The sequence below is a fragment of the Nitrosomonas sp. genome (genome assembly GCF_019635155.1).
Lineage (GTDB): Bacteria > Pseudomonadota > Gammaproteobacteria > Burkholderiales > Nitrosomonadaceae > Nitrosomonas.
Genome location: NZ_JAHBZY010000025.1, coordinates 1 through 26516, shown reverse-complemented (window position 1 = coordinate 26516; position 26516 = coordinate 1). Strand labels below are relative to the sequence as shown.

Genomic DNA, 26516 nt, shown 5'->3' with positions numbered 1-26516 from the left:
CCCTATCGTAATATTATTTATTCTAAAGGGATTTTTTGGTGTTGCTAGGCAATGCTAGACAGGTTCTTGGCGAGGATGGGATTCGAACCCATGTACCAGGTTACCCTAACCATCTGATTTCGAGTCAGCGCCGTTATGACCGCTTCGGTACCTCTCTGGAATGCTGGAACTAATACACCCGTCTGACTGATTTATGCCAAACGGGTGTCAAATTGGAATATTGGCTAGCTTTTACACCGCTGCTGTCATAGTGCCGCGCATTTTTTGCAGCGCTTTGGCTTCGATTTGGCGTACTCGCTCCGCTGATACACCCAGTTCGTCAGCAAGGTCGTGCAGTGTAGCGCTATCTTTTTCTCGTAACCAGCGTGCTTCGATGATATGCCGACTGCGATCGTCCAGGCATTCCAGAGATTGCTGCAAATTCTCCTCGTGTAAATGCGTAATTTGCTTATTCTCCAAAATTTGCGATGGTTCAGCACCGTCAGTCAAATAGCTAATCGGACTGAATGTATCGTCGTCGTCTTCGGAAAGCGGTTCCAAAGAAATGTCCGAGCCGTTGAAACGCTTTTCCATCTCAACCACTTCTTCCGATTTGACGCCTAATTGCGTTGCCATGGCCTCGACTTCTTGCGGATTCATGGTATCCAGTCCTTGCTTCATGCTCCGCAAGTTAAAAAACAATTTACGCTGCTGTTTGGTTGTCGCTATTTTAACAAGCCGCCAATTGCGCATGATAAATTCATGAATCTCGGCCTTGATCCAGTGAACTGCGAAAGACACCAGCCGAACACCGCGTTCCGGATCAAAGCGCTTGACTGCTTTCATCAACCCAATATTGCCTTCTTGAATCAAATCCGCCTGCGGAAGTCCGTACCCTTTGTAGCCGCGTGCGATCGCCACAACGAAACGCAGATGAGACAAAATCAACTTTTGTGCGGCTTCGATATCACCGTGTTTCCATAAGCGCCGCGCCAGGCTACTTTCTTCCTCTTGTGAAAGAATAGGGAAAGAATTAACAGACTGAATATAACTTTCAATACTTCCCCCAACAGCCGGCAGTGTTAAAGCATTCGTCATTTTAATAATCTCCTGATGATGTTTTGTATGCGTACCATTATCTTTCGAATGAAGCATATTTTAGCACTCCCGCGATGGGAGTGCCAAACTTTCAAAAAGTTTCACACCGATAAATGATCTTACCGTGGTTCGATTTGCCAGAGATGGCTTGCAACGGAAATACGCGCGCCTAACCACCCAAGCCAGGCTGAAAACAATAGCAAACTCATGCTATCCTGTAGAGACAAGTACTGCAGGTGAATGTCAACTTCATAGAGTCGGGCGAGCACTACCAGTTCTTCATTGAGTACTCTAATAAAGAGTGCCACAATCAGCCATGCCGTGACACCTCCGGCCAGTCCCTGGATGGCACCGAAATACAAAAAAGGCCGGTGAATAAAGCTGTCGGTCGCGCCAATCAGTTTAGATATTTCAATTTCATCCCGCTTTGTCAGGATCTGCAGCCGAATGGTATTGAACATGATGGCAATAATCGCGATGCTGAGCAATGTCGCCAACATCAGAATAATCGCACGCCCCAATTGAAGTAATGCATTGAGTCGTTCTATCCATTCTGAATCGAATTGAACATGCGCTACTTCCGGCCAATCTTGTATAACCGTGCGCAACCGTTCTAGCGCTTCCGGCGGATTGTGCTCTAAATGCACGATAAAAGCATCGGGCAACGGATTGCGCGCCAGACCAGCCATGACATCGGAAAAACCGCTACTATGTTGCAACTGCTTGAACGCAACTGCTTTAGATATGAATTGAAAACTTACGATGTGTGGCTCTTCCTGTAATCGTTGTTTGATCCGGTCAAAATCATTCTGCTGCGCATCCTGCTGCAAAAACAAACTCATCTGTGGAGTACCGGTTGTCTGACCGGACATAGACTCCAAGTTTTCCATGAGAACATAGACTCCGACTGGCAAGCTCAGAGCGATACCCATCACGATCACACTCAGCAAGCTGGTAACCGGTGTAGCGATCAATCGCTTCAGCGTATGGAAAAATACAAACGCATGTTGTGTCAACCACGCACGCATCATGCAGCCAACTTTCCCTGTCTCAGCGACAAAATTCGATGCTGCTTGTCTTCCAGTAACGATGCATCATGAGTGGCGATCAGCACGGTAACACCTACTTGATTGAATGACGTGAACATCGTCATGATATCGTGAGCATATTCCACATCCAGATTCCCGGTGGGTTCATCCGCAATGAGTATCGACGGGCGATGCACAACTGCACGCGCGATACAAAGCCGCTGACGCTCACCGCCCGATAAAGCGATGGGCATGGACTTTTCTTTTCTCAACAAACCGACTTTATCCAATGCGGCACGTACCCGGGAGGCTACGGTCTTGCTATCAAAATTACTAATTTGCAGCGGCAGCAAAACATTATCAAATGCATTACGATCGAACAACAACTTGTGATCTTGGAAAACAAAACCGATTTTGCGGCGAAGATAGGGGATAGCCGCTGGTTTGAGCTGTGCGATATTTTGGCCACTGATAGAAATCGTACCGGAAGTTGGACGTTCGAGCGCGGCAATCAACTTCAACAAGGTACTTTTACCGGCACCTGAGTGACCAGTCAAAAAAACCATCTCACCAGTTTGCACTGTCAAGTCTATGTTGTTCAAGGCCACATACCCATCCGGATAACGCTTGCTGACATTCTTGAAAAGAATCATAGTAGGGTGAAAATAACTATTTGCTTAATCAAACATCGCATCGACAAATTCTTGAGCATCAAACGGCCTCAAGTCGTCCACGCCCTCACCGACCCCTACAAAACGTAAAGCCGGGGGATTTTGAGGATATTGCGCAGCAATCGCCGCCACGACGCCGCCTTTGGCCGTACCATCCAATTTGGTAAGAACCAGACCGGTTACATTGAGCGCTTCATCAAACGCCTTCACTTGCATCAATGCATTCTGACCAGTATTTGCATCCAATACCAACAACACTTCGTGCGGTGCATCCGGCATCGCTTTGGCGATGACGCGTTTGACTTTCTTGATCTCTTCCATCAAATGCAGTTGCGTCGTTAACCGGCCGGCAGTATCCGCCAATACGATGTCGATACCCCGTGCTTTGGCCGAATTAACAGCGTCGAAAATCACTGCAGCCGGATCGCTTTTTTTATCCGGATCGCTATCAGGCGCAATGACGACGACATTATTGCGTTCACCCCAAGCGATCAGTTGCTCGCGAGCAGCTGCCCGGAAAGTATCACCCGCTGCTAACAACACTGACTTCCCTTGGGTCTGAAAATACTTGGCAAGTTTGCCAATCGATGTTGTTTTCCCCACACCATTCACACCGGTAATCATAAAAACGAATGGTTTGGACGCATTGACATCCAATGACTGTTCCAAGGGTTTCAGCATGGTTACCAAGGATACCTTGAGTGCTTGCTTCAATTGCGCGGCGTCGGTTAATGCGTCCCGCTTGACTTGCTTACGCAAATCTTCCAGCAGATTCTGCGTCGCACTTACACCAATATCGGATGTCAGTAAAATAGTTTCCAGTTCCTCGTAAAGCTCTTCGTCAATCTTGCCGCCGCCAAATAGGCTTGATAATTGTTTTCCCAAATTCTGCCGGGTACGGGCAAGACCCTGTTTAAGCTTGCTGGCAAAACTTACGGCTTCTTCCGGTTTGGATTCCGATACAGCATCCGGTGTAACCGGAATTTCAGTTGAATCCGCAGGATCCTTTTTAGATTTAAAAAAACTAAACATTCTGGTAGGCTCTACAAATATAGATATTCTCAAAACTCGATTTTAGTCTGTTTACTCACATTTTGGTTAGTAAAAATGAAACCTGATCACCGTAACACTTTTTTTAGTATCTTTTCAATCCGTGGTTTTCTGCTGATCGTTAATTTGTTGATCTCACCTATAGCATTCGCAAACCCCTACGAATACTTGCTTGATAATGGTCTTAAATTGATTGTTAAACAAGATCATCGCTCACCGGTAGTGGTAACGCAAATCTGGTACAGAGTGGGCAGCGTTGATGAAGTCAATGGCGTGACCGGGGTGGCGCATGTACTGGAACACATGATGTTCAAAGGTACCGGAAAAGTTCCAAATGGCGAATTCTCAAAAAAAATTGCAGCCGCTGGCGGGCGTGAGAATGCTTTCACCAGCTACGATTACACCGGCTATTATCAGCAATTGCATAAAAAACACTTGCCTATGGCAATGGAACTGGAATCGGACCGGATGCGCAATTTATTGATCACCAAAGAAGAATTCGAGAAAGAAATCAAAGTGGTCATGGAAGAAAGAAGATTGCGTACCGATGATCAGCCGCGTTCATTGCTGTACGAAAAAATGATGTCAGTCGCTTATCAAGCGCACCCCTACAAAAATCCGATTATCGGTTGGATGAATGATCTGGAGAACATGCGCGTAGACGATATACAGGAGTGGTATGACCGTTGGTACGCACCAAACAATGCAATATTGGTGATTGTCGGCGATGTTGATGCGGAAGAGGTGCATCAGCTTGCGAAAAAATATTACGGCACGATTCAGCTCCGTCCGGTACTTACCCTCAATGAACGTAAGCCGCAATTGGAACCACCACAACTCGGAACGAAACGGATCATCGTCAAGGCACCCGCGGAATTGCCTTATCTGATCATGGGTTACCACACGCCAACGATCAAAAATGTTCAAGAAGATTGGGAACCTTACGCTTTGGAAATTCTGGAAGGGATATTGGATGGCAATGCATCGGCCAGACTCAACAAATCATTAGTACGGGAAAGCCAAATTGCCAGTTCCGCTAGCGCAGGCTACGATGCGACAGCACGCGGTCAAAGTCTCTTCTTTCTCAGCGCCGTACCAAGCGCAGGTAAATCCGTTACAGAACTGGAGCAGGCATTACGCGGAGAGATCGAGAAAATCGTGAAAAATGGGATAACAGCAGCGGAATTGGCCCGAGTTAAAGCGCAAGTAATTGCCGGTCATGTCTATCAGCGCGATTCCATTTTTTTTCAAGCCATGCAGCTCGGTAGAATGGAGAGCATAGGACTTTCATATCGTGACACGGATCTCATTTTGGAGAAATTGAAAGCGGTTACGGCAGAACAAGTCCGCGATGTTACAAAAAAATATTTCAATGATGACAGCTTGACTGTTGCAGTGCTGGATCCGCAACCTTTGGAACAAAAAACGCCTTTAAGGGCGCCGGCCGGACTAAGGCATTAAAGTAAAAGTATAAGAAACGCCGGCAGCGGCTACAAGGAAGTAAAGTGTAGCCACTGCCAAAACAAGATTGCTATTTTTTCACATTGTCATGCGAATGATCGCTGCTTTTCTGATGGTCACCGCTTTCATGTTGATGCTTTTTTTCCATCATGCGATGCATTTCTTCTTTGTCAACAAAGCCGTCTTTATTGACATCTTTTTTATCAAACATCTGTTCGTGATGCTTCATGAATTCTTCTTTACTAATCTTACCATCCTTATTAGCGTCGACCGCCAACATGTGATCACACTGATGAGCAGTGTGATCGGATGAGGTTTTACCATGCCCCTCATGCTGCCCGCTTTGATGTTGATGATCATCTGTCTTGGCAGCAAAAGCCACTGACACACAGAATGTCAGCAAAGCAGAACCCACTAAATTTACGCAACTTTTTTTATGAAACATGTTGTTTCTCCATAATAATGAATAATCAAAGGATAGCGATGCAAGCCAATTAGAAATGAGCTCTCTACGAAAGTTCGCTGGAAGGCTTGATCTCACACATTCAGAAAATGTTGACGGTAGTATTCGAGTTCTTTGATGGAATCATATATATCCGCTAGTGCTTCATGCTTACTTTCTTTATTAAAGTTCGATGCAATCTCTGGCTTCCAGCGCTTAACCAATTCTTTCAGGGTACTAACATCCAAATTGCGATAGTGAAAATATGCTTCCAACTGCGACATCGAGCGAGCCATGAAACGCCGGTCCTGACAAATGGAGTTACCGCACATCGGCGATACACCGGGCGGTACATGCAGCTTAATAAATTCAAGCAATTGCGCTTCCACATCCTCCTCATTTAAACGCGAAGCCTTCACTTTATCGATCAATCCCGATTTAGAATGTGTCGATTGATTCCATTTATCCATACCGTTCAGCACTTCGTCCGGCTGATGAATCACCAGCACAGGCCCTTCGGCAACAGTGTTCAATTGTATGTCAGTGATTACGATTGCAACTTCAATGATGCGATCGGTATCCGGATTCAATCCGGTCATTTCCATGTCAACCCAGATGAGGTTATTGTTATCTTGTGCCATAATTATCTATAGAATTTTTGAATGCAATGTACTTAATTGTGTCATATCGCTATCACACAGTCACTTTTAACCAGATTGAGAACTTGTAGATTCCGGATTACAACGTTTCCTTCGTGAATCTACTTTGAATTCCGATTTCCAAACCATCGATTAATGATTATGCAAACATTTACATTAATTTTTTTAATTGCGCTATTGGTAACCACTCTGACACAAGTTTGGCTATCAATCCGGCATATTCGCCATATTCGCGCACATCAGAACCAAGTTCCGCAAGAATTCGCCAGCAAAATAAGTCTGGCCGATCACCAAAAGGCAGCAGATTATACGTGTGCCAAAACCAGCGCGGGATATCCGGGCATTCTATTGCATGTTTTGCTGCTGCTGGCATTCACGCTCGGCGGTGGGCTGAATGCCTTGAGCGAATTCTGGGATGGCTGGTTTAGTAACTCGATCATACATGGCATTGCTCTGATTTTCAGTACTTTCTTCATCATGAGCATGGCTGAGATCCCGCTGAGTTATTACCGGACGTTCGTAATCGAAGAGCGCTTCGGTTTCAACAAAATGACACCATTGATGTTTTTCTCCGATCTGTTCAAACAAACTGTCATCGGGCTGCTACTTGGTGCACCATTGTTGTTTTGCGTGTTGTGGCTGATGGAACAAATGGGCGATCACTGGTGGCTGTTTGCTTGGTTCGCTTGGATCGTTTTCAATCTGCTCGTGCTTGCAATCTACCCGACCTGGATCGCGCCATTATTTAACAAATTCACACCATTGGAAGATGCTGCACTAAAGTCGCGCATCGAGCGATTGATGAGCAAATGCGGCTTCACCGCCAGCGGCTTATTTGTGATGGATGGCTCGCGCCGTAGTAATCACGGCAATGCATATTTCACCGGTTTTGGAAAAACCAAGCGTATCGTGTTTTTCGATACTCTGCTGTCACGCCTTGATCCCGCCGAAATCGAAGCGGTGCTGGCGCACGAGTTGGGTCATTTCAAACTACGTCACGTTATCAAACGTATCGCAGTATCGTTTGTCATCAGCCTTGGTTTTTTATGGTTGCTCGGCTACTCGATGCAACAAACCTGGTTCTACGAAGGGCTGGGGGTAACCGTCAGCAATGTACCATCGAACGCCATGGCATTATTACTGTTTTTCCTGGTAATGCCGGTATTTACATTTTTGTTGCATCCAATCTCAAGCTTGTATTCCCGCAAGCATGAATTCGAAGCCGATGCCTACGCTGCACAAAACGCTTCGGCGAATGATCTGATACATGCATTGGTTAAACTTTACCAAGACAATGCATCAACACTTACGCCTGATCCATTGCATTCGGCATTTTATGATTCGCATCCTCCGGCATCAATCCGCGTGGCACATTTACAAAGTCAGGGGCAAGTATGAACACAACTGTATGCGATTTATCTTCCAAACAATGCAAACCGTGCGAAGGCGGTGTTCCGCAACTATCGAGCGAGGAAATTGCTGCTTTCTTGCAGCAAATTGAGGGTTGGCATTTACAAGACAACAAAATCAGCAAAACCTACGCCTTCAAGAACCACTATCAAACCATGGCTTTCGTAAATGCAGTGGCATGGATTTCACATCGCGAAGATCATCATCCGGATATGCTGGTTGGCTACAATCAATGCGTTGTAACCTATACCACACACGCCATCGGCGGCTTGTCTGAGAATGATTTCATCTGCGCGGCGAAAATCGACAAGCTATTCGCAATTTGAGTAAGCATCACAATCACAAGCAGCAACTGCTTTGCCAAACCGGGCTGGTTGTCGCTACATTTGGCAGGCACTTTTCGGTTGAAACAGCAAGCGGTGAAATCATTTCCTGTGTCATGCGCGGCAAAAAAGGTGGTATCGCATGCGGTGATCAGGTTGTATACCAGTTAACCACTACCGGACAAGGTGTTATCGAAACCGTGCAACCACGTACCTCGCTGCTCTATCGCAGCGATGCCTTCAAGGAAAAAATCATTGCTGCCAACGTTACGCAAATGATCATTGTCGTTGCATCGATTCCGAGTTTTAGCGAAGAATTGATCAACCGTTGCCTGGTTGCTGCCGAAAGTGAGAATATCAGCGTATTGATCGTGCTAAACAAAGCTGACTTAATCGAATCGACTCAAACCGCACTAACAACGTTGTCGTTGTATCAAGACTTGGGGTATCGCATCTTGTCGCTGAGCGCTCTGCAAGATATTTCTGGACTGCGTCCTTTCTTGAAAGCTCACCTTAGTGTACTGGCCGGACAATCCGGTATGGGCAAATCGACATTGCTCAACGCTCTGGTTCCCGAAGCACAACGCGCCACCGCTGAGATATCCGTTGCACTTGACAGTGGTACACATACCACCACGCATTCGCAACTTTATCACCTTGATGACAACAGCGCGATCATAGACTCTCCCGGTTTTCAGGAATTCGGGTTAAATCATATTAAGGAAGAAAATCTGGCGTGGGGATTTCTCGAATTTCACCCTTACTTCGGTCACTGCAAATTTAGCAACTGCCGTCACCTCAAAGAACCTGGTTGTGCCGTGCTGACAGCGGTAGAGCAAGGAAAAATTACCGAAAAGCGATTGGGTTTTTATCATAAATTGCTGCGCCGGGATCGTTCCGGCACAAGCTTGGTTGGAGGATAGACTTAAATTCAAAACGTTATGGAGTACCGCACGATAACCGGCGGTACTCCATGTTATTTGTTAAAACTCTTCCCACTCATCGCCACCGCCACCGGATGCAATCTTGCGAGGCTGTGCCGGTACACTCGATGATCCCGCTTCAGGTCTTGCAAGCGCTTTCTTGGTCGCCGGGCCGCGGTTCGGTAACTTGGCTACCGCCGCCGGACGATTACTTCTCTTAACCGGTGTGGACGATCCATAACCACCACCCGATAACTTGAATATGCTGACCGCTTGCGATAGCGATTGCGCCTGTTCTTGCATCGATTCAGCCGCAGCCGCCGATTCTTCCACCAACGCCGCGTTTTGCTGCGTCACTTCGTCCATCTGCGTGACCGCTTGGTTTACCTGTTCAATTCCCGAGCTTTGCTCTTGCGATGCCGCCGATATTTCACTCATGATGTCCGTAACGCGTTTCACCGCACTTACGATCTCGTCCATCGTCGTCCCCGCTTCGTCAACCAGGCGCGTCCCATCTTCCACTTTCGCCACCGAGTCGCTGATCAGTTCCTTGATTTCTTTCGCCGCCGCCGCTGAACGTTGCGCCAGGGTTCGAACTTCCGTTGCCACAACCGCAAATCCACGTCCTTGTTCTCCAGCACGCGCCGCTTCCACTGCCGCATTCAATGCCAAAATGTTGGTCTGGAACGCGATCCCGTCTATGACGCTGATGATGTCGACAATCTTCTTGGAGCTTTCATTGATCGAACTCATGGTCTGCACCACTTGACCTACTACCGCGCCACCCTTGACCGCGACTTCCGATGCACCCGCCGCCAGTTGATTCGCTTGGCGCGCATTATCGGCATTCTGCTTCACTGTCGATGTCAGTTCTTCCATCGAGGAGGCTGTCTCTTCCAGGCTCGATGCTTGTTCTTCGGTCCGCTGACTCAAATCCGAGTTGCCGGAGGCTATCTCACCCGATGCCGTCGTTATCTGGTCGGTACCCATCCGTACCTTGCCAACCAGGTCCACCAGATTGTCATTCATGGCTTTCAGTGCTTGCAGCAAGCGGCCTGTTTCATTATTCGAGCTCACTTCAATGCGGCTGGTCAGATCGCCGGATGCGACTGCATTGGCAACCGCTACCGCTTCATTGAGCGGACCTATCACGGCACGAATCAGCAGTAATCCAATAATGCCCGCAAATAGAATTCCAAGTGCAACCGTCGTTATGGTAACCATAAATATCGTTTCATAATTACTTTGCGCGGCAGTATATTCTTTCATCGCTTCATCACGCTGCAGTTCGAGTAGCTTTATCATGGTTCCATGTACTGCATCAAATTTCGGACCGGCGTCATTTACCATGTTATCAACGGAGGCATCAAAATTCCCTGCAATCGCCAAACTCATTGTGCGATTGCGCGATTCCGCATAGGTTTGCCATTGCTGGTTAAAATTATCAGCTAACGCAGCTTCTTCAGGGGTGAGATTGGTCGCCATATATTTTTTCCACATTTCGGCGATTTCCGCGTCTCGCTGAACCGTCATCGTTTGGCGTTCTTTTACCGTTTCCGCGTTCTTGGAATATGCGGAGATTGCCGCATTGAGACGCGCCCGCTGCATGCGGTCCAATACTAATGCAAGATCTCCCAACGGAACGGCGCGGTCTTCGTATACGCCTTTGAATGAGTCATTCGTTTGATTCAGACCCATCATCCCCAAACTGCCTATACCCAATAGCAATATCGATAGCAGACCTATCACCAGCGCTAAACTCGACTTTATCGTCATGTTATTAAACATTAAATCCTCCTTATGGCTTCATATTCAAGAAAACAATCAATTAATTCAGGTTCTGCTCGATCAATCCCATATCACTGCTGCTCATCATCTTTTCAATGTCAATTAATATCAGCATGCGATTATCTATGGTTCCCAGTCCCATGATGTATTCCGTATCTATGACCGATCCCAGTCCAGGCGCCGGTCTCAGTTGTTCGGACGTCAGATTGATCACGTCCGATACTCCATCCACGACGATACCCATCACCCTGCCCGCAACATTTAAAATAATCACCACGGTAAATTGATCATAGTCAACATTCTCCATGTGAAACTTGATCCGCATGTCAATGATCGGCACTATGATCCCGCGCAAATTCACTACGCCTTTTATAAAGTCCGGAGCATTGGCTATTTGCGTGATGGCCTCATAACCACGAATCTCCTGAACCTTCAGAATCTCTATCCCATACTCCTCTTTCCCTAAACGAAAAGTAAGATATTCATTAGTTATGCCGGCAGCTACTGCGCCAGTCGATTCCGTTGTTTTATCTGCCGTCTGTTCCTGATACATGAATAAACGCTCCTTTTGTGTTATCTGGAAACCAGATGAATCTATTAAAACGAAGTTTTATTTACGGTGATTCACTCATTTGATTTTGCCAGTAATTTCTTTTTTTATTTCAGAATACTCCTTGACTTACTGAAGGATAAATCCTACATCATGTCACTAATTATTAATCAAGTGATTGAATATAAACATTTATATTATTCTCCATAAAATCAAAGATAACTTTTGTTGAGCCCAGCAATAGCCGAATTACAAATAAGATTTATATGAAATATTCTGCTGTATGAAGATCACGAATATAATCACGGAACAAATTCTAAAAACGTAGCGAGTATCCGCCAGAAAAAGCAAGATCCGATAAGAATATGCGGTTAAGGACGAGTAAATACGCATTTTGAGTTTGCGTTCGACGCAACATGATCAGGCACAGCAATTTTTCAGTACTTTTCTAAAAATATTGAAGGTAACAGGAATACGCAATTGAACAGTTTCCAGCGGATTTATCGACTACACCGCATTTTGGCATCGCATCGGCTCCCGGTTTCGCATAAATACCTTGAAGAACAATTGGAGTGCTCTCGCGCAACAGTTACTCGTTCGATCGATACACTCCGGGACTTCTTCAACGCTCCGCTGGTTTATGACCGCGACCGTAACGGCTATCACTACGACACCAGGGGCAACGATGTTTTCGAACTACCCGGCGTCTGGTTCGATGCCAACGAACTATATGCTTTGTTAACCGCTCAGCAACTGCTGGATCAGATTGAACCGGGTTTGCTCGGCACACAATTGAAACCAATCAAAGATCGACTAGAAAAAATTCTCGCAGCGCAACATTTCGGCACTGCGCAAATCACTGCCAAACGCATCCGCATTCTAAGCATGATGGGCAGGCAAGCGGAATTGAAACATTTTCAATCAGCCGCCAGTGCCGTGCTGCAACGTAAGCAACTCAACATCGCCTACCATAGCCGCAGTCACGATCAACAAAGCGAACGCACCGTTTCCCCGCAGCGGCTGACCCATTACCGCGACAACTGGTATCTCGATGCCTGGTGCCACAAACGCAACGCGCTACGCAGTTTTTCGATAGAACGCATCATAACTTCAACCCTGCTTGATACCATCGCACGCGAAATACCGGAAGCCGAACTCGACGAACATTTCGCCACCGGCTACGGCATTTTTGCAGGTAAAGCCACTCACACCGCCATACTGCGCTTCACCCCCGACCGTGCCCGCTGGGTTGCCGACGAACAATGGCACCCGCAACAACAAGGAAAACCCCTGCCCGACGGCAGCTATGAACTGCACATTCCCTACGCCAACGAAACCGAGTTGATTATGGACATCCTCAAGCATGGTGCAGCAGTTGAAGTCATCGCGCCAGAAAGATTGCGCAAAACCATCCTGTTAAACTTGCAGCAAGCGCAAGAACATTATTTGACAAGGAATAAACATGAAAACAGGACGTAACGACCCTTGCCCTTGCGGCAGCGGAAAAAAATACAAACAGTGTTGCCTGCAAGCACGTGAAGTACAGCAAGCCGAAGATTTCTTGTGGCATCAAATCAGCCGCGCCATAAGAGGATTGCCGGATAGGCTGCTAACGTTCGAGCAAAAACGGCGAAAGCCGGGAGCCTTACAGGAAGCTTGGAGTGATTTCACCTTACGGCGCGGCGAGGAATTCGATCCGCACTCGCCGCAGATGCAGTTATTCATGCCTTGGTTTTTCCATAACTGGCGTGCGGATTTCGCCACCGAGGACGACGATGCTCCGGATATACGCACAACAGGGCAAGCATTTCTCGATCACTATGGCAAGCAACTGGAGCCATTGCTGAAGCGTTACCTCGAGCAGTGCGCCGCAACCCCGTTCAGTTTTTACGAGATTATCTCCGTACACCCCGGTGACGGGTTTATCCTGCATGATCTGTTAACGGACGAGGAATGCTTTGTCACCGAGCGTTCCGGCTCGGCCCAAGCGAAAACCGGGCAAATTGTTTTTGGCAAACTGGCTAAAGTCGATCATGTCGCGATACTGGAAGCGTGTGCACCGATTTTCTTTCCGCCAATTGAAAAAATTACCATACTAAACTTTAGGCAACAGCTTAATGAGCTGGAGAACCCGCCAACGCCAGCATTGCTCAAGAACTATAATCACGAAATGCTCGCGCTTTATCATGAAATCAGTGACCGGCTGCTTCATCCGCGCATCCCAAAATTATGCAATACCGACGGCGAACCGATGGTCATGCAAAAACTCATTTATGACATTCCATCCGCGCAAACGGCATTCGCGGCGCTAAAGCAACTCTGCCCGGATAGCGCGGAAGACGAGCTCCTGTCGGATGCCGATTTTGCCGCGACGGGTGAACTGCTCCACATCGAATTTCCCTGGTTGAAGAAAGATAATACGGTGCTCGGTAACATCAGAATCAAAGGATGCCAGCTTACCACCGAAGTCAATTCGGATAAACGAGCGCAACGGCTGCGCCGATTGATCAAAAAATTACTGCCACAAGCACAGTACAAAACCAGCGTGATCGAATCCCCGCAAGTCATGCTGGCGCACATGCAAGACGAAGGCGAAAGCGTCAAAACCAGGCAACGGCGGGAAGAGCAGGAAGAACTGAATAACCGCCCGGAAGTGCGGGAAAAAATCATGGCACTCATGCATGAACACTACCGCCAATGGCCACATGAAAAACTGCCCGCCCTGAATGGAAAAACACCCCTGCAAACCATCAAAACCAAAGGTGGCCGGGAAATGGTCGAAGCACTGCTGCGCGACTTTGAGTTAAGAAATGGAGATTCCAATTTACCCATCGATCAATCCATCTTCGGCGAACTGCGCGAGCAGTTGGGTTTAAAGAAGCCTGAAAAATAAATTCGCAGACTCAGCTTTTGAGCCTGTGACTCCGGATAATGCAAGGATGTAATTTTTTCGAATAGGAATCATCATGTCACGACGCGTATTCCTGCAATCACTAACTGCACTGCTTGGCGGATTTGCGCTACCGGCGTTGACGCAAGCAAAACCGGCTGCCAGGCAATGGAAAACCCTGCAAATCTCCCCGATAGCAGGATTCCAATATCACCAAGGCGAAACGCTATGGCCGCAACTCGCCGCCGGCCAACCCGTCGCCTTGATACGGGAACCCGGCAACCGTTTCGACCAACGCGCGGTGCGTATCGACTGGCAAGGTAAAAAACTCGGCTACATCCCGGCGATTGACAACGCCGCCGTCTCGCAACTGCTGGACCGCGGAGAAGCTTTATCGGCTTTGATCGTAGGGTTGAAAAAAAGCAATAATCCGTGGGAACGGATTGAGGTGAAGGTGAGATGGAAAGTGTGAAGAAACAAATGTGGAAAAATCGCATTGTTACCAACGCGGAAATCCTGGCAGGCAAACCGGTTATTGTCGGAACGCGTATTTCGGTAGAACTGATACTCGATTGCCTGGCATCCGGCTGGAGCGTAGCAGAATTTATCGAAAACTATCCGCATGTTTCACGGGAAGATGTATTGGCGGCGTTGGGGTTTGCTGCGAATGTTATTCGGCAAAGATCGTTTGTCAGAGACGAAGATATTAAGAAAGGAGATAATCTTGATATATGCCCATAGTGCAAATGACTTGGGAAATTGGCATCCGCTAAAGGAACACCTTACAAGTGTGGCCAGAATTGCAAAACATTTTTCCAGTGGCTTGGAATGGCAAGATGAGGCTCATTTGGCCGGACTATTACACGATCTTGGAAAATATGCGAATAGATTTCAGGCCAGATTAAAAGGTTTAGATTCAGGTCTCGATCACTGGTCACAGGGTGCCTGGCTTGCCTTGTCGGAACATCGCGCCATTGCCGCAACTTTGGCCATACAAGGTCACCACATAGGCCTGCAACAAGGGAATCCAGACGCTTTGCGGCGGCTTAATCCAATTACGCTCTCGCAAAACCATCCGCTTAAGCTTGATTTGAGTCATGCGGATGTTGCGGAATTAAAGAAAAGAGCTGAAGCAGATGGTTTGGAATTTCAGAAACCGACAGCAACCGCCGTACCAACAAATAAAGTTGAGCAGATTGTCGCTTCTATGCTGGATGTGCGAATGCTATTTTCCTGTCTGGTAGATGCTGATTTCCTGGATACGGAGGCACATTTTAACGGAGATGCTAACGGTAAACGTTTCCGGTCAGAAGGGCCGAAGTTAGATGTTGCTTCGGCGTTATCCGCTCTCGATAGCTTCATGAGTGCTTCAATAAGAAAGGGCAATCAAGCGGACAAAAATGTGTTGCAGGTCAGAGAGAAGCTCTGGCGGGAGGTAACTACAGCATCTTCAGCTCCCAACGGTTTGTTTACACTCACCGCGCCGACTGGTTCGGGGAAGACCTTGGCAATGCTCAAGTTTGCATTAGAACATGTTACTGCAAACAAGCATTTGAAACGTATCGTGTTAGTCGTGCCTTTCCTAACCATCATAGAACAAACTGCCCGGATTTATCGAGCGGTGTTCCATGACTTTCCTGAAAACTTTGTTTTAGAGCATCACAGTATGGCTGGCTTGGGATGCGAAAGTACGTCAATCGATGCCGAGGGCAATACGAACAATACTGGCGAACGGCAGCGCCGCTTGCTATCTGAAAATTGGGATGCTCCGATTGTGCTAACTACCAATGTGCAACTACTTGAATCGCTGTTTTCCAACCGCCCGTCATCCTGCCGGAAACTGCATAACCTGATAGATTCAGTGATTTTATTCGACGAAGCTCAAAGTTTGCCGCAACATCTGACGGTACCGGCACTGGCGGCATTATCACATCTTTCAGTTGCATACCGTTCCAGTGTAGTGTTTGCCACGGCAACTCAGCCCGCATTCGATACTTTGCACCAAGCCGTGATCAAAGAATCTTTCAGGGGATGGCAACCAAGTGAGATTGCACCAAATAACTCAGACATGTTTAGTCAATTGAAGCGTGTCAGAGTCAGATGGCCAATGAATGGAGAAAAAACTTCATGGAATACATTGGCGCACAAGCTAAGCGAAGTAAAGCAAGTGCTATGCGTTGTTAATCTCAAGCGTCATGCTGCTGAATTACTGGATGTGTTGAAAGATATCGAAGATGTATATCACCTCTCCACCAATCAATGTGCCGAACACCGGCGCGCTGTATTGGAAAATGTCCGTACTAGGCTAAAAGCGGGAGAATCATGCCGTTTGATCTCTACTCAGTGCGTCGAGGCTGGGGTGGATCTCGATTTTCCACTGGTCTATCGCGCACTGGCTCCGCTCGAATCAATTGCTCAAGCTGCCGGACGCTGCAACCGCGAAGGACGCATGAATACACAAGGGAAGCTAGGAGAGGTAATTGTGTTCGAACCGGAGGAAGAAACCTCCCGGCGCTGCTATCCAACTTATGCCTATTATCAAGCTGCTGAAAAAACGCGAACGCTACTGAAAATTAACCACGGTGAGCTGGATATAAACGACCCTGAACTGTATCGCGAGTATTATCAGCAATTGTACGACTTAACCAAGCCGGAGAGCCAGAACGAGCGATTACGCAAAGCCATCACTGCGCGCGATTTCGCCGAAGTGGCAAGGTTATATAAACTGATCGACCACGACGCAATCCAGATACTCGTACCATGGGAGGGAAGACGGGATGAATTCACGGCATTGTTGGCAGAAGCTGACAGGATAGGAATTTCGTCAGAGTGGATGCGCCGTGCCCAAGGCATAGCCATCAGCATTTATCGGCCACAAGCTGGGCACCCCGCCGGGAGTGTATTAATCCCGGCAAAGTTGAGGCGAGGCGGCGTATCGGATGAATGGTTCATTTTGCAAGACCCGCAAAAAACCTATTACCACGCAACACGAGGACTGCAATTGCCGCAATCCGAGCAAATCTTCATCGCATAAACTACCGAGGAGAAAACATGGCAAATGGAATTCATATGTTGGAAGTCTGGGGTGACTTGGCCTGCTTCACCCGACCGGAAATGAAGGTCGAACGGTTTTCCTATCCCGTCATTACGCCATCCGCCGCACGTGGAATATTCGACGCGATCTATTGGGACGGCGTCCGTGAAAAGCGCGGTAAGGAAAACGTAATGAAGCCTTATTTTCACTGGCAGGTGAAGCGCATTGAAGTGCTGGAAATGCCACGTTATATCGCGTTGCGCCGCAATGAGGTCAAGGATAAAGTTCCCGGCATGCAAACCCTTAACAAGTGGATAAACGGTACTGAATCACCAGAGCCACTTTGGGCGGATGGTGGCAAAGATGAACTAGGAACTGATCAGAAGGGCCGCACGCAACGGCAAACCATGGCATTAAAAAATGTTCGGTACCGTATCACCGCACAAATCGTCCCCAAGCCGGGTTTCGCACAAGATTTCGGCAAATTCAATAGTCAATTCGAGCGTCGCGCCAAGCATGGAAAATGTTTCCAACAACCTTACTTCGGTTGCCGTGAGTTTCCGGCTTTTTTTGAGTATGTCGAATCGGAAAATGAGGCGGTTAGCAATCCTGCCAGATTTGATCAGCATCTTGGATTCATGCTCTACGACGTATTCGACTTGGGCAAAAATGCGGTAAGCGAGAAAGATAAGCCGTTCATTACGCTGTTCGATGCTTATGTGCATAACGGCGTATTAGATGTACCGCCATTTGATAGTGCTATGGTTAAAAAGCCGGGGAGAAATTAGCTATGCTGCAAACACTAATGCAATACGGTAGCGGCCTCGATTCCGAACCTGGATTCAAAACACGGGAAGTACGATGGTGCATTGAGTTGGCTGATGATGGGCGGTTCTTGAACATACTGCCACTAGGCGATGGCAAACGAGGGGAGATGCAACCGCGTTGCCCCGACATGCATAACATGAATGCGGGTGGCAAATCACATTTCCTGGTAGAAACTGCACAAACAGTGGCTTTACTATTTAAAACAAATGAAGAAGAAAAAACTATCCTCAGAGCTAAGGAAAAACAACAATTCTTTATCGAAATGCTGCGTAAGGCATCAGTTTCTTGTCCAGAATTATCGAGCATTATGAACGCCCTCGATAATCCAGAAAAACAATTGGAAATCCGTAATGCGCTCATGCAGCACAAAGCCAGACCTTCCGATTGGTTGAGCTGGCGGGTAGGAAATTCCTATCCTCGCACTAAAGAAATGGTGCAATTGTGGTGGCGTGAATGGCGCAAAGCAGACTTGGGAAATTCCGATGCAAACTCGACTTCCAAGAAAGCTGCCAGTGATTCAATGGTCTGTTTCCTAACTGGTGAACTTGAACAACCACTAGCCACACACCCCAAGATAACCGGTCTATCAAGCGTTGGTGGCCTTAGTATGGGCGACGTCATGATTGGCTTTGATAAGGCAGCATTTGGTTCATACGGTTTAGAACAATCAGCCAATGCCGCCATTGGTGCAACAGCTGTGCAGCAGTATGTAGATGGACTGAATGATTTGGTACGCAATCATTCGCGCAAACTTGCCAACACGATGGTGGTTCATTGGTTCAAAGAACGTATTGCGCCAGAAGACGACCCTCTTGAACTGTTATATGGCCTTGAGTGGTTAAAGGATATTGAATCCGAAGAAACAATCAAGGCATCCGCCCATATCGCTGCACGCAATATGCTGGATGCCATTCGTAGCGGCAAACGATCCGACTTGGACAACAACCATTTTTACGCGATGACCATTTCCGGCGCATCCGGCCGGGTTATGGTGCGCGATTGGATGGAAGGACAATTCGAGACTCTAGTGGCTAATATCGAGAGATGGTTCTCAGATTTAGCGATTGTGGCGAGAGATGGAAATGATCTTGCTCACGATCCGAAATTTATGGCGGTTTGCGGATCGCTGGTGCGAGAACTTAAAGATTTGCCGGCACCAACTACTGCAACTTTATGGAAGACTGCTGTTCAGAAATTACCCATTCCTCAACCGTTGATGGCGCAAGCATTAGCAAGATTTCGTGCCGATCTCATTAAAGATGAACCATTTAGTCATGCCCGTATGGGCCTTATTAAAGCTTACTTCGTTCGACTACAACCAGGAGGTGACACAACTATGACTGCATATCTTAATCCCGATCATCCGGCACCTGCATACCATTGCGGACGATTGCTGGCCATTTTTGCCAACCTGCAACGTGCTGCACTGGGTGACGTGGGTGCTGGCGTGGTGCAGCGCTATTACGCTTCAGCCAGTCAGACGCCAGGCTTGGTGATCGGGCGGCTCGCTGCCAACGCTCGCAACCATTTAAGTAAGCTTGATGGCGGCCTGGCGTGGTGGTATGAAGAACAGATTGCCGACGTGATGTCCCGCCTAGGTGATACCGCACCCCGCACACTTGATCTCAACGGCCAAGGATTATTTGCGCTCGGCTACTATCAGCAGCTCGCAAAATTACGGCCCAGCAAAAATTCCAATGAAAATCAACAAGGAGAACAATGATGAATGCTATCCAGAACCGCTATGAATTCCTCTATCTATTCGATTGCGAGAACGGTAATCCTAACGGTGATCCGGATGCTGGAAACAGTCCTCGAATTGATCCGGAAGATATGCATGGGCTAGTGTCCGATGTCGCTATCAAACGGCGGGTGCGGAATTACATACAAGCGGCTTATGGTAATCAGGTGCCCAATGCCGTGTTTGTTGAGCATGCAACCAACCTGAACAAGCCGATTGCATTGGCGCACGAAAAAGCCAATGGTGCGGTTCCAAAGGAAGGAAAATCCAACAAGCAGGAAGTTAAGAATGCGCGTGGTTGGATGTGTGAGAATTTTTTCGACATTCGCACATTTGGAGCCGTACTCGCTACCGGCCCTAATGCCGGGCAAGTACGTGGTCCCGTTCAAGTGGCATTTTCGCGGTCTATTCATCCAATTATGCCGCTCGATCTTTCTATTACACGAGTTGCCAAAACACCGACAGAGAAGGACATCAAAGCGGATGCCAGCTATGCAAAGCACGTTGAGTGGGAGGCGTCTCAACCAGAAGACTCGCTGCGCACTATGGGGCGCAAAGCACTTATTCCATACGGCCTCTATGCAACAAAAGGCTTCATCTCCGCCAATCTGGCGGAAGGAACCGGTTTCTCGGACGATGACCTTGCCCATTTTTGGGATGCCCTGCGCAACATGTGGGATCATGACCGTTCTGCTTCCAAAGGTGTGATGTCCTGTCGTGGTCTTTATGTATTCAAGCATGTTGGTACGGATAGTGATGCAAACCAGCGCATCCGCCAAGCCAGGCTCGGTTGTGCACCCGCGCATCGTTTGTTGGATTTTTCTACCGACTTGCGCCCGCTGGACAATGCCATTATCGAGATTACCAAGCGCAAAGGACTGACAACTTCGCCACGCGCATTTTCAGATTATAGTGTTCTGATTCATAAAGATAGATTGCCTGCTGGTGTAGAGTTGTTAAGCTGGTGATTAGCGCAGAGCAAAATGACCCAAATCGATACCGCTAAAGAAGAAACCTTGCTGCACCAAATGGTAGAGATTGTCGTTCGGGAAGCTTCTCCCGAAGCAATCATCCTCTTTGGTTTCCGCGCAAGGGGAGATTCACACCCCGATTCCGACATCGATTTGCTAATTGTCGAAACCGAGCCGTTTTCTCCACAACGCAGCCGACGGAAGGAAGCAGCGCGTTTGTATATCGCACTAAAGGGGTTGGATGTGTCCAAGGATATTCTGCTCTACAGCCGGGAAGAATTCGATCATTGGAAACACTCAAAGAGCCATGTTGTTGGCCGGGCTGTCCGCGAGGGAGAAGTGCTTTATAGTCGACCTTGAGCGAGCAATAGCTTCACAGGATAAATCGCATGAATAATGACGAACTCATCAATGTTTCCGCTTTGAATCAGTATGCTTACTGTCCGCGTCGTTGCGGTTTGATTTATCTGGAGAGCGAGTTTTCAGACAATATTCATACGGCACGCGGTAACGCTGAGCATGAACGCGCAGATTATTCAGGATGGGTGACTACCAAGGAAGGCGCGCGTGCTGAATATGCCTTGCCGGTATGGTCGGATCGATTGGGATTGGTGGGTAGGTGCGATGTAGTTGAATTCTGGCCGGATGGTAGCGTATATCCGGTAGAGTACAAGCATGGTGCACGCAAGAAATGGTTGAACGATGATCTGCAACTGGCGGCGCAAGCGATCTGCCTGGAGGAAATGACCGGCAAGCCGGTGACGCATGGTGCGATTTATCATCACACTTCCCGTCGCCGTCGGGAAGTGATCATCACCGATTCGTTGCGCCGGCAAGTCGAGGAAACCGTGACAGCGGTTCGTACTTTGCTGGCCTCCGAGAAATTGCCGCCACCGGTTAATGATGCGCGCTGTAAGGAATGTTCGTTGAAGGAAATTTGCCAGCCAGAAGCGTTGACGGATAAAACGCACCAGCATGAATTGCTGGATGAATTGTTTAACGTGGATTAGCAGAATCATGTACCAAATTCTCAACACACTCTACATCATGACACCCAATGCTTATGCGCATTTGGAAAACGATACCGTGCGTATTGACGTGGAACGCGAAAAGAAACTCCAGGTGCCGCTGCATCATCTGGGTACCCTCGTATGCTTTGGCAACGTCATGATTTCCCCGGCGTTGATGCATCGCTGCGCCGACGATGGTATTGGTTTGGTGTTACTCGATGGCAATGGACGGTTTAAAGCGCGATTGGAAGGTGCGATCAGCGGAAATATTTTGTTGCGTCAGGCACAGCATCGCCTGGCTGCGGATATGTCTTTTGCCGTTGCAGTCGCGAAATCGGCGATAGCCGGGAAACTGCGTAATTCCCGTCAAGTGTTACTGCGCGGCGCGCGGGAAACGACGGACAAGCAGGATCAGAAAATGCTCAGCCAAGCCGCCGATACATTGGCCGGTTCCATACGCAATCTAGCGGTGGCGACGGATCTGGACGTAGTCCGCGGCATTGAAGGCGACGCTGCCAAAGTGTATTTCTCTGTGTTGCCCAATTTGGTCCGGCGTAATGTCCGTGAGTATTTCGCTATGGACGGGCGCACCCGAAGACCGCCGCGCGACCGTTTCAATGCGCTGCTGTCGTTTCTCTATTCGATGGTAATGAACGACTGCCGCTCGGCCATTGAAAGCGTCGGGCTTGATCCGCAATTGGGTTTTCTGCATGCGGTGCGTCCAGGTAGAGCGGCGTTAGCGCTCGATTTGATGGAAGAATTCCGGTCGATTTTGGCGGACCGGCTGGCGCTCACGCTGGTCAACCGCGGCCAGATCACCGAGCGCAATTTGCAGATACGCGAAGGCGGCGCGGTGTATCTGGAGAATGATGCGCGGAAAATCGTTGTAGCCGCTTACCAGGAGCGCAAGCAGGAAGAAATAAACCATCCGTTGCTGGATACCAAGGTGCCGTTCGGGTTATTGCCGCAACTGCAAGCGCGCTTCATGGCGCGCGCCATCCGCGGCGACATGGAAGCGTATATTCCCTTTCTGGTGAAATGACCATGCTGATTATCGTAACCTACGATGTTTCAACCGAAACCAAGGAAGGCCGCAGAAGATTGCGGCGCGTTGCCAAAATCTGCGAAGGTATCGGACAGCGTGTGCAAAAATCAGTATTCGAGTGTAAAGTCAGCCTGATGCAGTATGAAGATTTGGAACGTAGATTACTGGCCGAGATAGACGAAAAGGAAGACAATCTGCGGCTATATCGCTTGACAGAACCCGTCGATCTGCATGTCAAGGAATATGGAAAATTCAAAGCCGTCGATTTCGATGGATCGCTCATCATCTAACATCCGCGAATCGCAAGCAACGGCAAAATACCGGCCGGTTCGCGCAAAGAATAACCTCATGAAAAATTGCAACTTCCTGAATATCCCGTTTGCAATCACATCCCAAAATCATTCCCCAAATCCCCAGTTCGCGCGTGAACAAAAAATTTCTTTGTTGTATGATCGGGTTGCAGTTGTACTGTAGCGCCCGGCCCCAAAGCCGGGCGAGGATTGAAACTAGTGATGGGCGGATCACAAATCATCCAAGAGCAGTAGCGCCCGGCCCCAAAGCCGGGCGAGGATTGAAACATTCTCCGCCGCGTAACGTAGTACCCGCTTGACCGGTAGCGCCCGGCCCCAAAGCCGGGCGAGGATTGAAACAGTTGTCAACGTGTTGGCGGAAGCAGCGGACTCGAGTAGCGCCCGGCCCCAAAGCCGGGCGAGGATTGAAACATCTATCGTGTGCGGAATATATTTTCTGCTGCCGGTAGCGCCCGGCCCCAAAGCCGGGCGAGGATTGAAACTTCAAATGGCGCGTCGCCGCTTTCTTCTTCGGTGGTAGCGCCCGGCCCCAAAGCCGGGCGAGGATTGAAACAGCATAAAGAGCGATACGCCGCTGGTCAGCGTGCTTGTAGCGCCCGGCCCCAAAGCCGGGCGAGGATTGAAACGAATGTGTCAACAACGGTATACGCCGCGATAGCGAGTAGCGCCCGGCCCCAAAGCCGGGCGAGGATTGAAACGTATTGCCTCCGTTTCTCGAGCGCCGCGTGTTGTCGTAGCGCCCGGCCCCAAAGCCGGGCGAGGATTGAAACGTCCATCGTGTTCGACAACGCCAGTATTCTAGCTGTAGCGCCCGGCCCCAAAGCCGGGCGAGGATTGAAACACGTTTAACAGCTGCGTCCACTTCGGCTTCGGTGCGTAGCGCCCGGCCCCAAAGCCGGGCGAGGATTGAAACACTCCTAGCCACCGCCACCACGCGAGCGGTGACATGTAGCGCCCGGCCCCAAAGCCGGGCGAGGATTGAAACTCAGCTTAGAGACAGGGCTGCGCCAAGCCAATGCAGTAGCGCCCGGCCCCAAAGCCGGGCGAGGATTGAAACCAATTTCCACCCGCAGCAAAGTACACCCGCGCTCGCGTAGCGCCCGGCCCCAAAGCCGGGCGAGGATTGAAACCGGTGCTGCCAGTGATAAATTTGCAGGACTAACCTGTAGCGCCCGGCCCCAAAGCCGGGCGAGGATTGAAACACCGATCGATTCAGAGTATTCACAGAAATCAACTAGTAGCGCCCGGCCCCAAAGCCGGGCGAGGATTGAAACGATGTAAACATCCGCAGATTTACGCAGCACACCTTGTAGCGCCCGGCCCCAAAGCCGGGCGAGGATTGAAACCTCAAAAATTATCAGTTCAGGCGGATTGTCTGAAAGTAGCGCCCGGCCCCAAAGCCGGGCGAGGATTGAAACCTGATAAAGCAGCGCGATCGCACCGGACAGCCCGGGTAGCGCCCGGCCCCAAAGCCGGGCGAGGATTGAAACGCTTGCTCCCGTGTCCATCCTTGCTTCTGAAAAAGTAGCGCCCGGCCCCAAAGCCGGGCGAGGATTGAAACATTGCGATGAATGTCAATCATGTAACAGCCTGGACGTAGCGCCCGGCCCCAAAGCCGGGCGAGGATTGAAACATGTTCGGGGGGTACACATTTACAACGGATGCTGCGTAGCGCCCGGCCCCAAAGCCGGGCGAGGATTGAAACAACGGTTATGCTTGTAGTGTACATGCTACCTTAGGTAGCGCCCGGCCCCAAAGCCGGGCGAGGATTGAAACAACCGCGAATACCGCAGCATAGATGGATTCTGGAGGTAGCGCCCGGCCCCAAAGCCGGGCGAGGATTGAAACATCTCAGGCGTTACGACGTCGTAAAGATCAGTCGGTAGCGCCCGGCCCCAAAGCCGGGCGAGGATTGAAACTGGACAATGAGGTTAAGAAAGGTGATTGGACTACGTAGCGCCCGGCCCCAAAGCCGGGCGAGGATTGAAACATTTCTGGGCTAAATTGACCGGCGCAAACGCGGCGTAGCGCCCGGCCCCAAAGCCGGGCGAGGATTGAAACTCATTGCTGCAGAAGCGTTCGCTAATTTAGGTACGTAGCGCCCGGCCCCAAAGCCGGGCGAGGATTGAAACGTAGTCAAGACCCCCTGCCCCGATCCGGTAACGATAGTAGCGCCCGGCCCCAAAGCCGGGCGAGGATTGAAACTAGTGCCACGTTGGGTCATTATGCCATTGTAAAAGTAGCGCCCGACCCCAAAGCCGGGCGAGGATTGAAACGGCATCAGGCGTAGGCGAAGTGACAAGCATTAACGGTAGCGCCCGACCCCAAAGCCGGGCGAGGATTGAAACCGCAATAACATTTACTACTGATCATGCGCATCCAGGGTAGCGCCCGACCCCAAAGCCGGGCGAGGATTGAAACAAAAATTGATGCATTCAACGCGGAGACTGACAGAGTAGCGCCCGACCCCAAAGCCGGGCGAGGATTGAAACTGACGTTGCGCGGGTGGCATGGTGCAGGAGCTGTAGTAGCGCCCGACCCCAAAGCCGGGCGAGGATTGAAACACTTGATCTAGATAAGTATGCGCTTCCGTTCACAGGTAGCGCCCGACCCCAAAGCCGGGCGAGGATTGAAACCAAACACGCCTACTGCGGCGGGCGCATTGAATTATGTAGCGCCCGACCCCAAAGCCGGGCGAGGATTGAAACCGATGCTGGTTCGACAAAAAATGGCGATATCATCAGTAGCGCCCGACCCCAAAGCCGGGCGAGGATTGAAACTTAATTGGGTGTGGAAACCTGAAACTGATGTAGCGGTAGCGCCCGACCCCAAAGCCGGGCGAGGATTGAAACGATGAAATAGATAGCAACATTGTAGACATGGAACACGTAGCGCCCGACCCCAAAGCCGGGCGAGGATTGAAACATAACAAAACCACCTGGAGTTCTTAACTCTATTGTAGCGCCCGACCCCAAAGCCGGGCGAGGATTGAAACTTATGATAATTCTGGCGATGCGGAACCAGAGTTAGTAGCGCCCGACCCCAAAGCCGGGCGAGGATTGAAACTGATCATATTACACCTGTGATGCAAACTCGATGCGTAGCGCCCGACCCCAAAGCCGGGCGAGGATTGAAACTTATAGGGGCTGGCTTCTGTGCCTGCCCCTGACGCGTAGCGCCCGACCCCAAAGCCGGGCGAGGCTTGAAACTAACCGGATTCGGTGGTCACGCGACAATTCGCTATGGTAGCGCCCGACCCCAAAGCCGGGCGAGGATTGAAACGGACGAAGGGATGTAGCAAGCC

General features: G+C 49.3%; 24 protein-coding genes, 1 tRNA gene and 1 CRISPR repeat array. Of the genes, 16 read left to right on the top strand and 9 right to left on the bottom strand.

The genetic code is table 11. From position 1 onward, the window contains the following. Window positions 1–67 precede the first annotated feature (67 nt). The 5 genes from KF839_RS13845 to ftsY all read right to left on the bottom strand — a co-directional run bounded on the left by KF839_RS13845 (window position 68) and on the right by ftsY (window position 3808). Window positions 68–156: transfer RNA gene (locus tag KF839_RS13845), tRNA-Ser, on the bottom strand. 75 nt (window positions 157–231) lie between these two features. Next, window positions 232–1077 carry an RNA polymerase sigma factor RpoH gene (gene rpoH / locus KF839_RS13840; RefSeq protein ID WP_292918422.1) on the bottom strand — a complete coding sequence of 282 codons (846 nt, stop codon included), beginning with the start codon at window positions 1075–1077 and terminating at the stop codon, window positions 232–234. A 119-nt stretch (window positions 1078–1196) separates the two neighbouring features. Then, window positions 1197–2108: a permease-like cell division protein FtsX gene (gene ftsX / locus KF839_RS13835; protein ID WP_292918421.1), complete on the bottom strand. Its 912-nt coding sequence runs from the start codon at window positions 2106–2108 to the stop codon at window positions 1197–1199. Further along, entirely contained in the window at window positions 2105–2758 is a 654-nt protein-coding gene (gene ftsE, locus KF839_RS13830; RefSeq protein WP_292918420.1) for a cell division ATP-binding protein FtsE, read from the bottom strand. Before ftsE ends, ftsX begins: the two co-directional genes overlap by 4 nt. A gap of 24 nt (window positions 2759–2782) precedes the next feature. Continuing rightward, window positions 2783–3808 (bottom strand): signal recognition particle-docking protein FtsY, encoded by a 1026-nt coding sequence (gene ftsY, locus KF839_RS13825; RefSeq protein WP_292918419.1) that lies wholly within the window; start codon window positions 3806–3808, stop codon window positions 2783–2785. 75 nt (window positions 3809–3883) lie between these two features. Here ftsY and KF839_RS13820 point away from each other — a divergent pair, with 75 nt between their 5' ends. Beyond that, entirely contained in the window at window positions 3884–5287 is a 1404-nt protein-coding gene (locus KF839_RS13820; RefSeq protein WP_292918418.1) for a M16 family metallopeptidase, read from the top strand. 70 nt (window positions 5288–5357) lie between these two features. Here KF839_RS13820 and KF839_RS13815 read toward each other — a convergent pair whose 3' ends face one another. After that, window positions 5358–5732, bottom strand: coding sequence for an EF-hand domain-containing protein (locus KF839_RS13815; RefSeq protein WP_292918417.1), 375 nt, complete (start codon window positions 5730–5732; stop codon window positions 5358–5360). Window positions 5733–5824: 92 nt separating this feature from the next. Then, window positions 5825–6370, bottom strand: a complete 546-nt coding sequence (orn, locus tag KF839_RS13810) for an oligoribonuclease (RefSeq protein ID WP_292918416.1) — start codon at window positions 6368–6370, stop codon at window positions 5825–5827. Window positions 6371–6529: 159 nt separating this feature from the next. Between orn and KF839_RS13805 the strand changes: the two genes are divergently transcribed. Genes KF839_RS13805 through rsgA form a run of 3 tightly spaced genes read left to right on the top strand, consistent with a single transcriptional unit; the run spans window position 6530 to window position 9044 of the window. Continuing rightward, entirely contained in the window at window positions 6530–7786 is a 1257-nt protein-coding gene (locus KF839_RS13805; protein WP_292918415.1) for a M48 family metallopeptidase, read from the top strand. Further along, window positions 7783–8124 (top strand): 4a-hydroxytetrahydrobiopterin dehydratase, encoded by a 342-nt coding sequence (locus KF839_RS13800; RefSeq protein WP_292918414.1) that lies wholly within the window; start codon window positions 7783–7785, stop codon window positions 8122–8124. The genes KF839_RS13805 and KF839_RS13800 overlap by 4 nt, the downstream gene beginning before the upstream one ends. Further along, window positions 8121–9044, top strand: a complete 924-nt coding sequence (gene rsgA / locus KF839_RS13795) for a ribosome small subunit-dependent GTPase A (RefSeq protein ID WP_292918413.1) — start codon at window positions 8121–8123, stop codon at window positions 9042–9044. The genes KF839_RS13800 and rsgA overlap by 4 nt, the downstream gene beginning before the upstream one ends. Before the next feature lie 60 nt (window positions 9045–9104). Here the strand turns inward: rsgA and KF839_RS13790 are convergent, their stop codons facing one another. Both KF839_RS13790 and KF839_RS13785 read right to left on the bottom strand, forming a co-directional pair. Next, entirely contained in the window at window positions 9105–10832 is a 1728-nt protein-coding gene (locus KF839_RS13790; RefSeq protein ID WP_292918412.1) for a methyl-accepting chemotaxis protein, read from the bottom strand. Window positions 10833–10872: 40 nt separating this feature from the next. Then, window positions 10873–11385, bottom strand: coding sequence for a chemotaxis protein CheW (locus KF839_RS13785; protein ID WP_292918411.1), 513 nt, complete (start codon window positions 11383–11385; stop codon window positions 10873–10875). 477 nt (window positions 11386–11862) lie between these two features. On the opposite strand from KF839_RS13785, the gene KF839_RS13780 reads away from it, so the two are divergent. The 12 genes from KF839_RS13780 to cas2 all read left to right on the top strand — a co-directional run bounded on the left by KF839_RS13780 (window position 11863) and on the right by cas2 (window position 23191). Further along, a complete protein-coding gene (locus KF839_RS13780; protein WP_292918410.1) occupies window positions 11863–12861 on the top strand; it encodes a helix-turn-helix transcriptional regulator in 999 nt (332 codons plus the stop codon). After that, window positions 12845–14275 (top strand): SEC-C metal-binding domain-containing protein, encoded by a 1431-nt coding sequence (locus KF839_RS13775; RefSeq protein WP_292918409.1) that lies wholly within the window; start codon window positions 12845–12847, stop codon window positions 14273–14275. The genes KF839_RS13780 and KF839_RS13775 overlap by 17 nt, the downstream gene beginning before the upstream one ends. Before the next feature lie 73 nt (window positions 14276–14348). Next, complete coding sequence (locus KF839_RS13770; RefSeq protein WP_292918408.1) at window positions 14349–14744, top strand: HIRAN domain-containing protein; 396 nt, start codon at window positions 14349–14351, stop codon at window positions 14742–14744. Next, window positions 14732–15013, top strand: a complete 282-nt coding sequence (locus tag KF839_RS13765; RefSeq protein WP_292918407.1) for a DUF433 domain-containing protein — start codon at window positions 14732–14734, stop codon at window positions 15011–15013. The genes KF839_RS13770 and KF839_RS13765 overlap by 13 nt, the downstream gene beginning before the upstream one ends. After that, window positions 14997–17306: a CRISPR-associated helicase Cas3' gene (gene cas3 / locus KF839_RS13760; protein WP_292918406.1), complete on the top strand. Its 2310-nt coding sequence runs from the start codon at window positions 14997–14999 to the stop codon at window positions 17304–17306. Before KF839_RS13765 ends, cas3 begins: the two co-directional genes overlap by 17 nt. A 17-nt stretch (window positions 17307–17323) precedes the next feature. Then, entirely contained in the window at window positions 17324–18094 is a 771-nt protein-coding gene (gene cas5c, locus KF839_RS13755) for a type I-C CRISPR-associated protein Cas5c (protein WP_292918405.1), read from the top strand. A 2-nt stretch (window positions 18095–18096) separates the two neighbouring features. Continuing rightward, on the top strand, window positions 18097–19857 hold the full coding sequence (cas8c, locus tag KF839_RS13750) for a type I-C CRISPR-associated protein Cas8c/Csd1 (RefSeq protein ID WP_292918404.1): 1761 nt from the start codon (window positions 18097–18099) through the stop codon (window positions 19855–19857). Beyond that, complete coding sequence (gene cas7c / locus KF839_RS13745) at window positions 19857–20843, top strand: type I-C CRISPR-associated protein Cas7/Csd2 (protein ID WP_292918403.1); 987 nt, start codon at window positions 19857–19859, stop codon at window positions 20841–20843. Before cas8c ends, cas7c begins: the two co-directional genes overlap by 1 nt. Window positions 20844–20858: 15 nt before the next feature. Then, window positions 20859–21206: a nucleotidyltransferase domain-containing protein gene (locus tag KF839_RS13740; protein ID WP_292918402.1), complete on the top strand. Its 348-nt coding sequence runs from the start codon at window positions 20859–20861 to the stop codon at window positions 21204–21206. Between the two features lie 29 nt (window positions 21207–21235). Next, the gene (cas4, locus tag KF839_RS13735) at window positions 21236–21856 is read left to right on the top strand and encodes a CRISPR-associated protein Cas4 (RefSeq protein ID WP_292918401.1); all 621 of its coding nucleotides are present in this window, start codon (window positions 21236–21238) and stop codon (window positions 21854–21856) included. Between the two features lie 7 nt (window positions 21857–21863). Next, complete coding sequence (gene cas1c, locus KF839_RS13730) at window positions 21864–22898, top strand: type I-C CRISPR-associated endonuclease Cas1c (protein ID WP_292918400.1); 1035 nt, start codon at window positions 21864–21866, stop codon at window positions 22896–22898. A gap of 2 nt (window positions 22899–22900) precedes the next feature. Beyond that, window positions 22901–23191 (top strand): CRISPR-associated endonuclease Cas2, encoded by a 291-nt coding sequence (cas2, locus tag KF839_RS13725; protein ID WP_292918399.1) that lies wholly within the window; start codon window positions 22901–22903, stop codon window positions 23189–23191. A 180-nt stretch (window positions 23192–23371) separates the two neighbouring features. Continuing rightward, a CRISPR array of direct repeats spans window positions 23372–26494; the repeat unit is 37 nt; unit sequence GTAGCGCCCGGCCCCAAAGCCGGGCGAGGATTGAAAC. Between the last annotated feature and the right edge of the window lie 22 nt (window positions 26495–26516).

What these genes read in the sequence shown, in the direction of transcription:
- rpoH (WP_292918422.1), bottom strand. Translation starts at nt 1,077, where the DNA reads ATGACGAATGCTTTAACACTGCCGGCTGTTGGGGGAAGTATTGAAAGT.
- ftsX (WP_292918421.1), bottom strand. Translation starts at nt 2,108, where the DNA reads ATGATGCGTGCGTGGTTGACACAACATGCGTTTGTATTTTTCCATACG.
- ftsE (WP_292918420.1), bottom strand. Translation starts at nt 2,758, where the DNA reads ATGATTCTTTTCAAGAATGTCAGCAAGCGTTATCCGGATGGGTATGTG.
- ftsY (WP_292918419.1), bottom strand. Translation starts at nt 3,808, where the DNA reads ATGTTTAGTTTTTTTAAATCTAAAAAGGATCCTGCGGATTCAACTGAA.
- KF839_RS13820 (WP_292918418.1), top strand. Translation starts at nt 3,884, where the DNA reads ATGAAACCTGATCACCGTAACACTTTTTTTAGTATCTTTTCAATCCGT.
- KF839_RS13815 (WP_292918417.1), bottom strand. Translation starts at nt 5,732, where the DNA reads ATGTTTCATAAAAAAAGTTGCGTAAATTTAGTGGGTTCTGCTTTGCTG.
- orn (WP_292918416.1), bottom strand. Translation starts at nt 6,370, where the DNA reads ATGGCACAAGATAACAATAACCTCATCTGGGTTGACATGGAAATGACC.
- KF839_RS13805 (WP_292918415.1), top strand. Translation starts at nt 6,530, where the DNA reads ATGCAAACATTTACATTAATTTTTTTAATTGCGCTATTGGTAACCACT.
- KF839_RS13800 (WP_292918414.1), top strand. Translation starts at nt 7,783, where the DNA reads ATGAACACAACTGTATGCGATTTATCTTCCAAACAATGCAAACCGTGC.
- KF839_RS13790 (WP_292918412.1), bottom strand. Translation starts at nt 10,832, where the DNA reads ATGTTTAATAACATGACGATAAAGTCGAGTTTAGCGCTGGTGATAGGT.
- KF839_RS13785 (WP_292918411.1), bottom strand. Translation starts at nt 11,385, where the DNA reads ATGTATCAGGAACAGACGGCAGATAAAACAACGGAATCGACTGGCGCA.
- KF839_RS13775 (WP_292918409.1), top strand. Translation starts at nt 12,845, where the DNA reads ATGAAAACAGGACGTAACGACCCTTGCCCTTGCGGCAGCGGAAAAAAA.
- KF839_RS13770 (WP_292918408.1), top strand. Translation starts at nt 14,349, where the DNA reads ATGTCACGACGCGTATTCCTGCAATCACTAACTGCACTGCTTGGCGGA.
- KF839_RS13765 (WP_292918407.1), top strand. Translation starts at nt 14,732, where the DNA reads ATGGAAAGTGTGAAGAAACAAATGTGGAAAAATCGCATTGTTACCAAC.
- cas5c (WP_292918405.1), top strand. Translation starts at nt 17,324, where the DNA reads ATGGCAAATGGAATTCATATGTTGGAAGTCTGGGGTGACTTGGCCTGC.
- cas8c (WP_292918404.1), top strand. Translation starts at nt 18,097, where the DNA reads ATGCTGCAAACACTAATGCAATACGGTAGCGGCCTCGATTCCGAACCT.
- cas7c (WP_292918403.1), top strand. Translation starts at nt 19,857, where the DNA reads ATGAATGCTATCCAGAACCGCTATGAATTCCTCTATCTATTCGATTGC.
- KF839_RS13740 (WP_292918402.1), top strand. Translation starts at nt 20,859, where the DNA reads ATGACCCAAATCGATACCGCTAAAGAAGAAACCTTGCTGCACCAAATG.
- cas4 (WP_292918401.1), top strand. Translation starts at nt 21,236, where the DNA reads ATGAATAATGACGAACTCATCAATGTTTCCGCTTTGAATCAGTATGCT.
- cas1c (WP_292918400.1), top strand. Translation starts at nt 21,864, where the DNA reads ATGTACCAAATTCTCAACACACTCTACATCATGACACCCAATGCTTAT.
- cas2 (WP_292918399.1), top strand. Translation starts at nt 22,901, where the DNA reads ATGCTGATTATCGTAACCTACGATGTTTCAACCGAAACCAAGGAAGGC.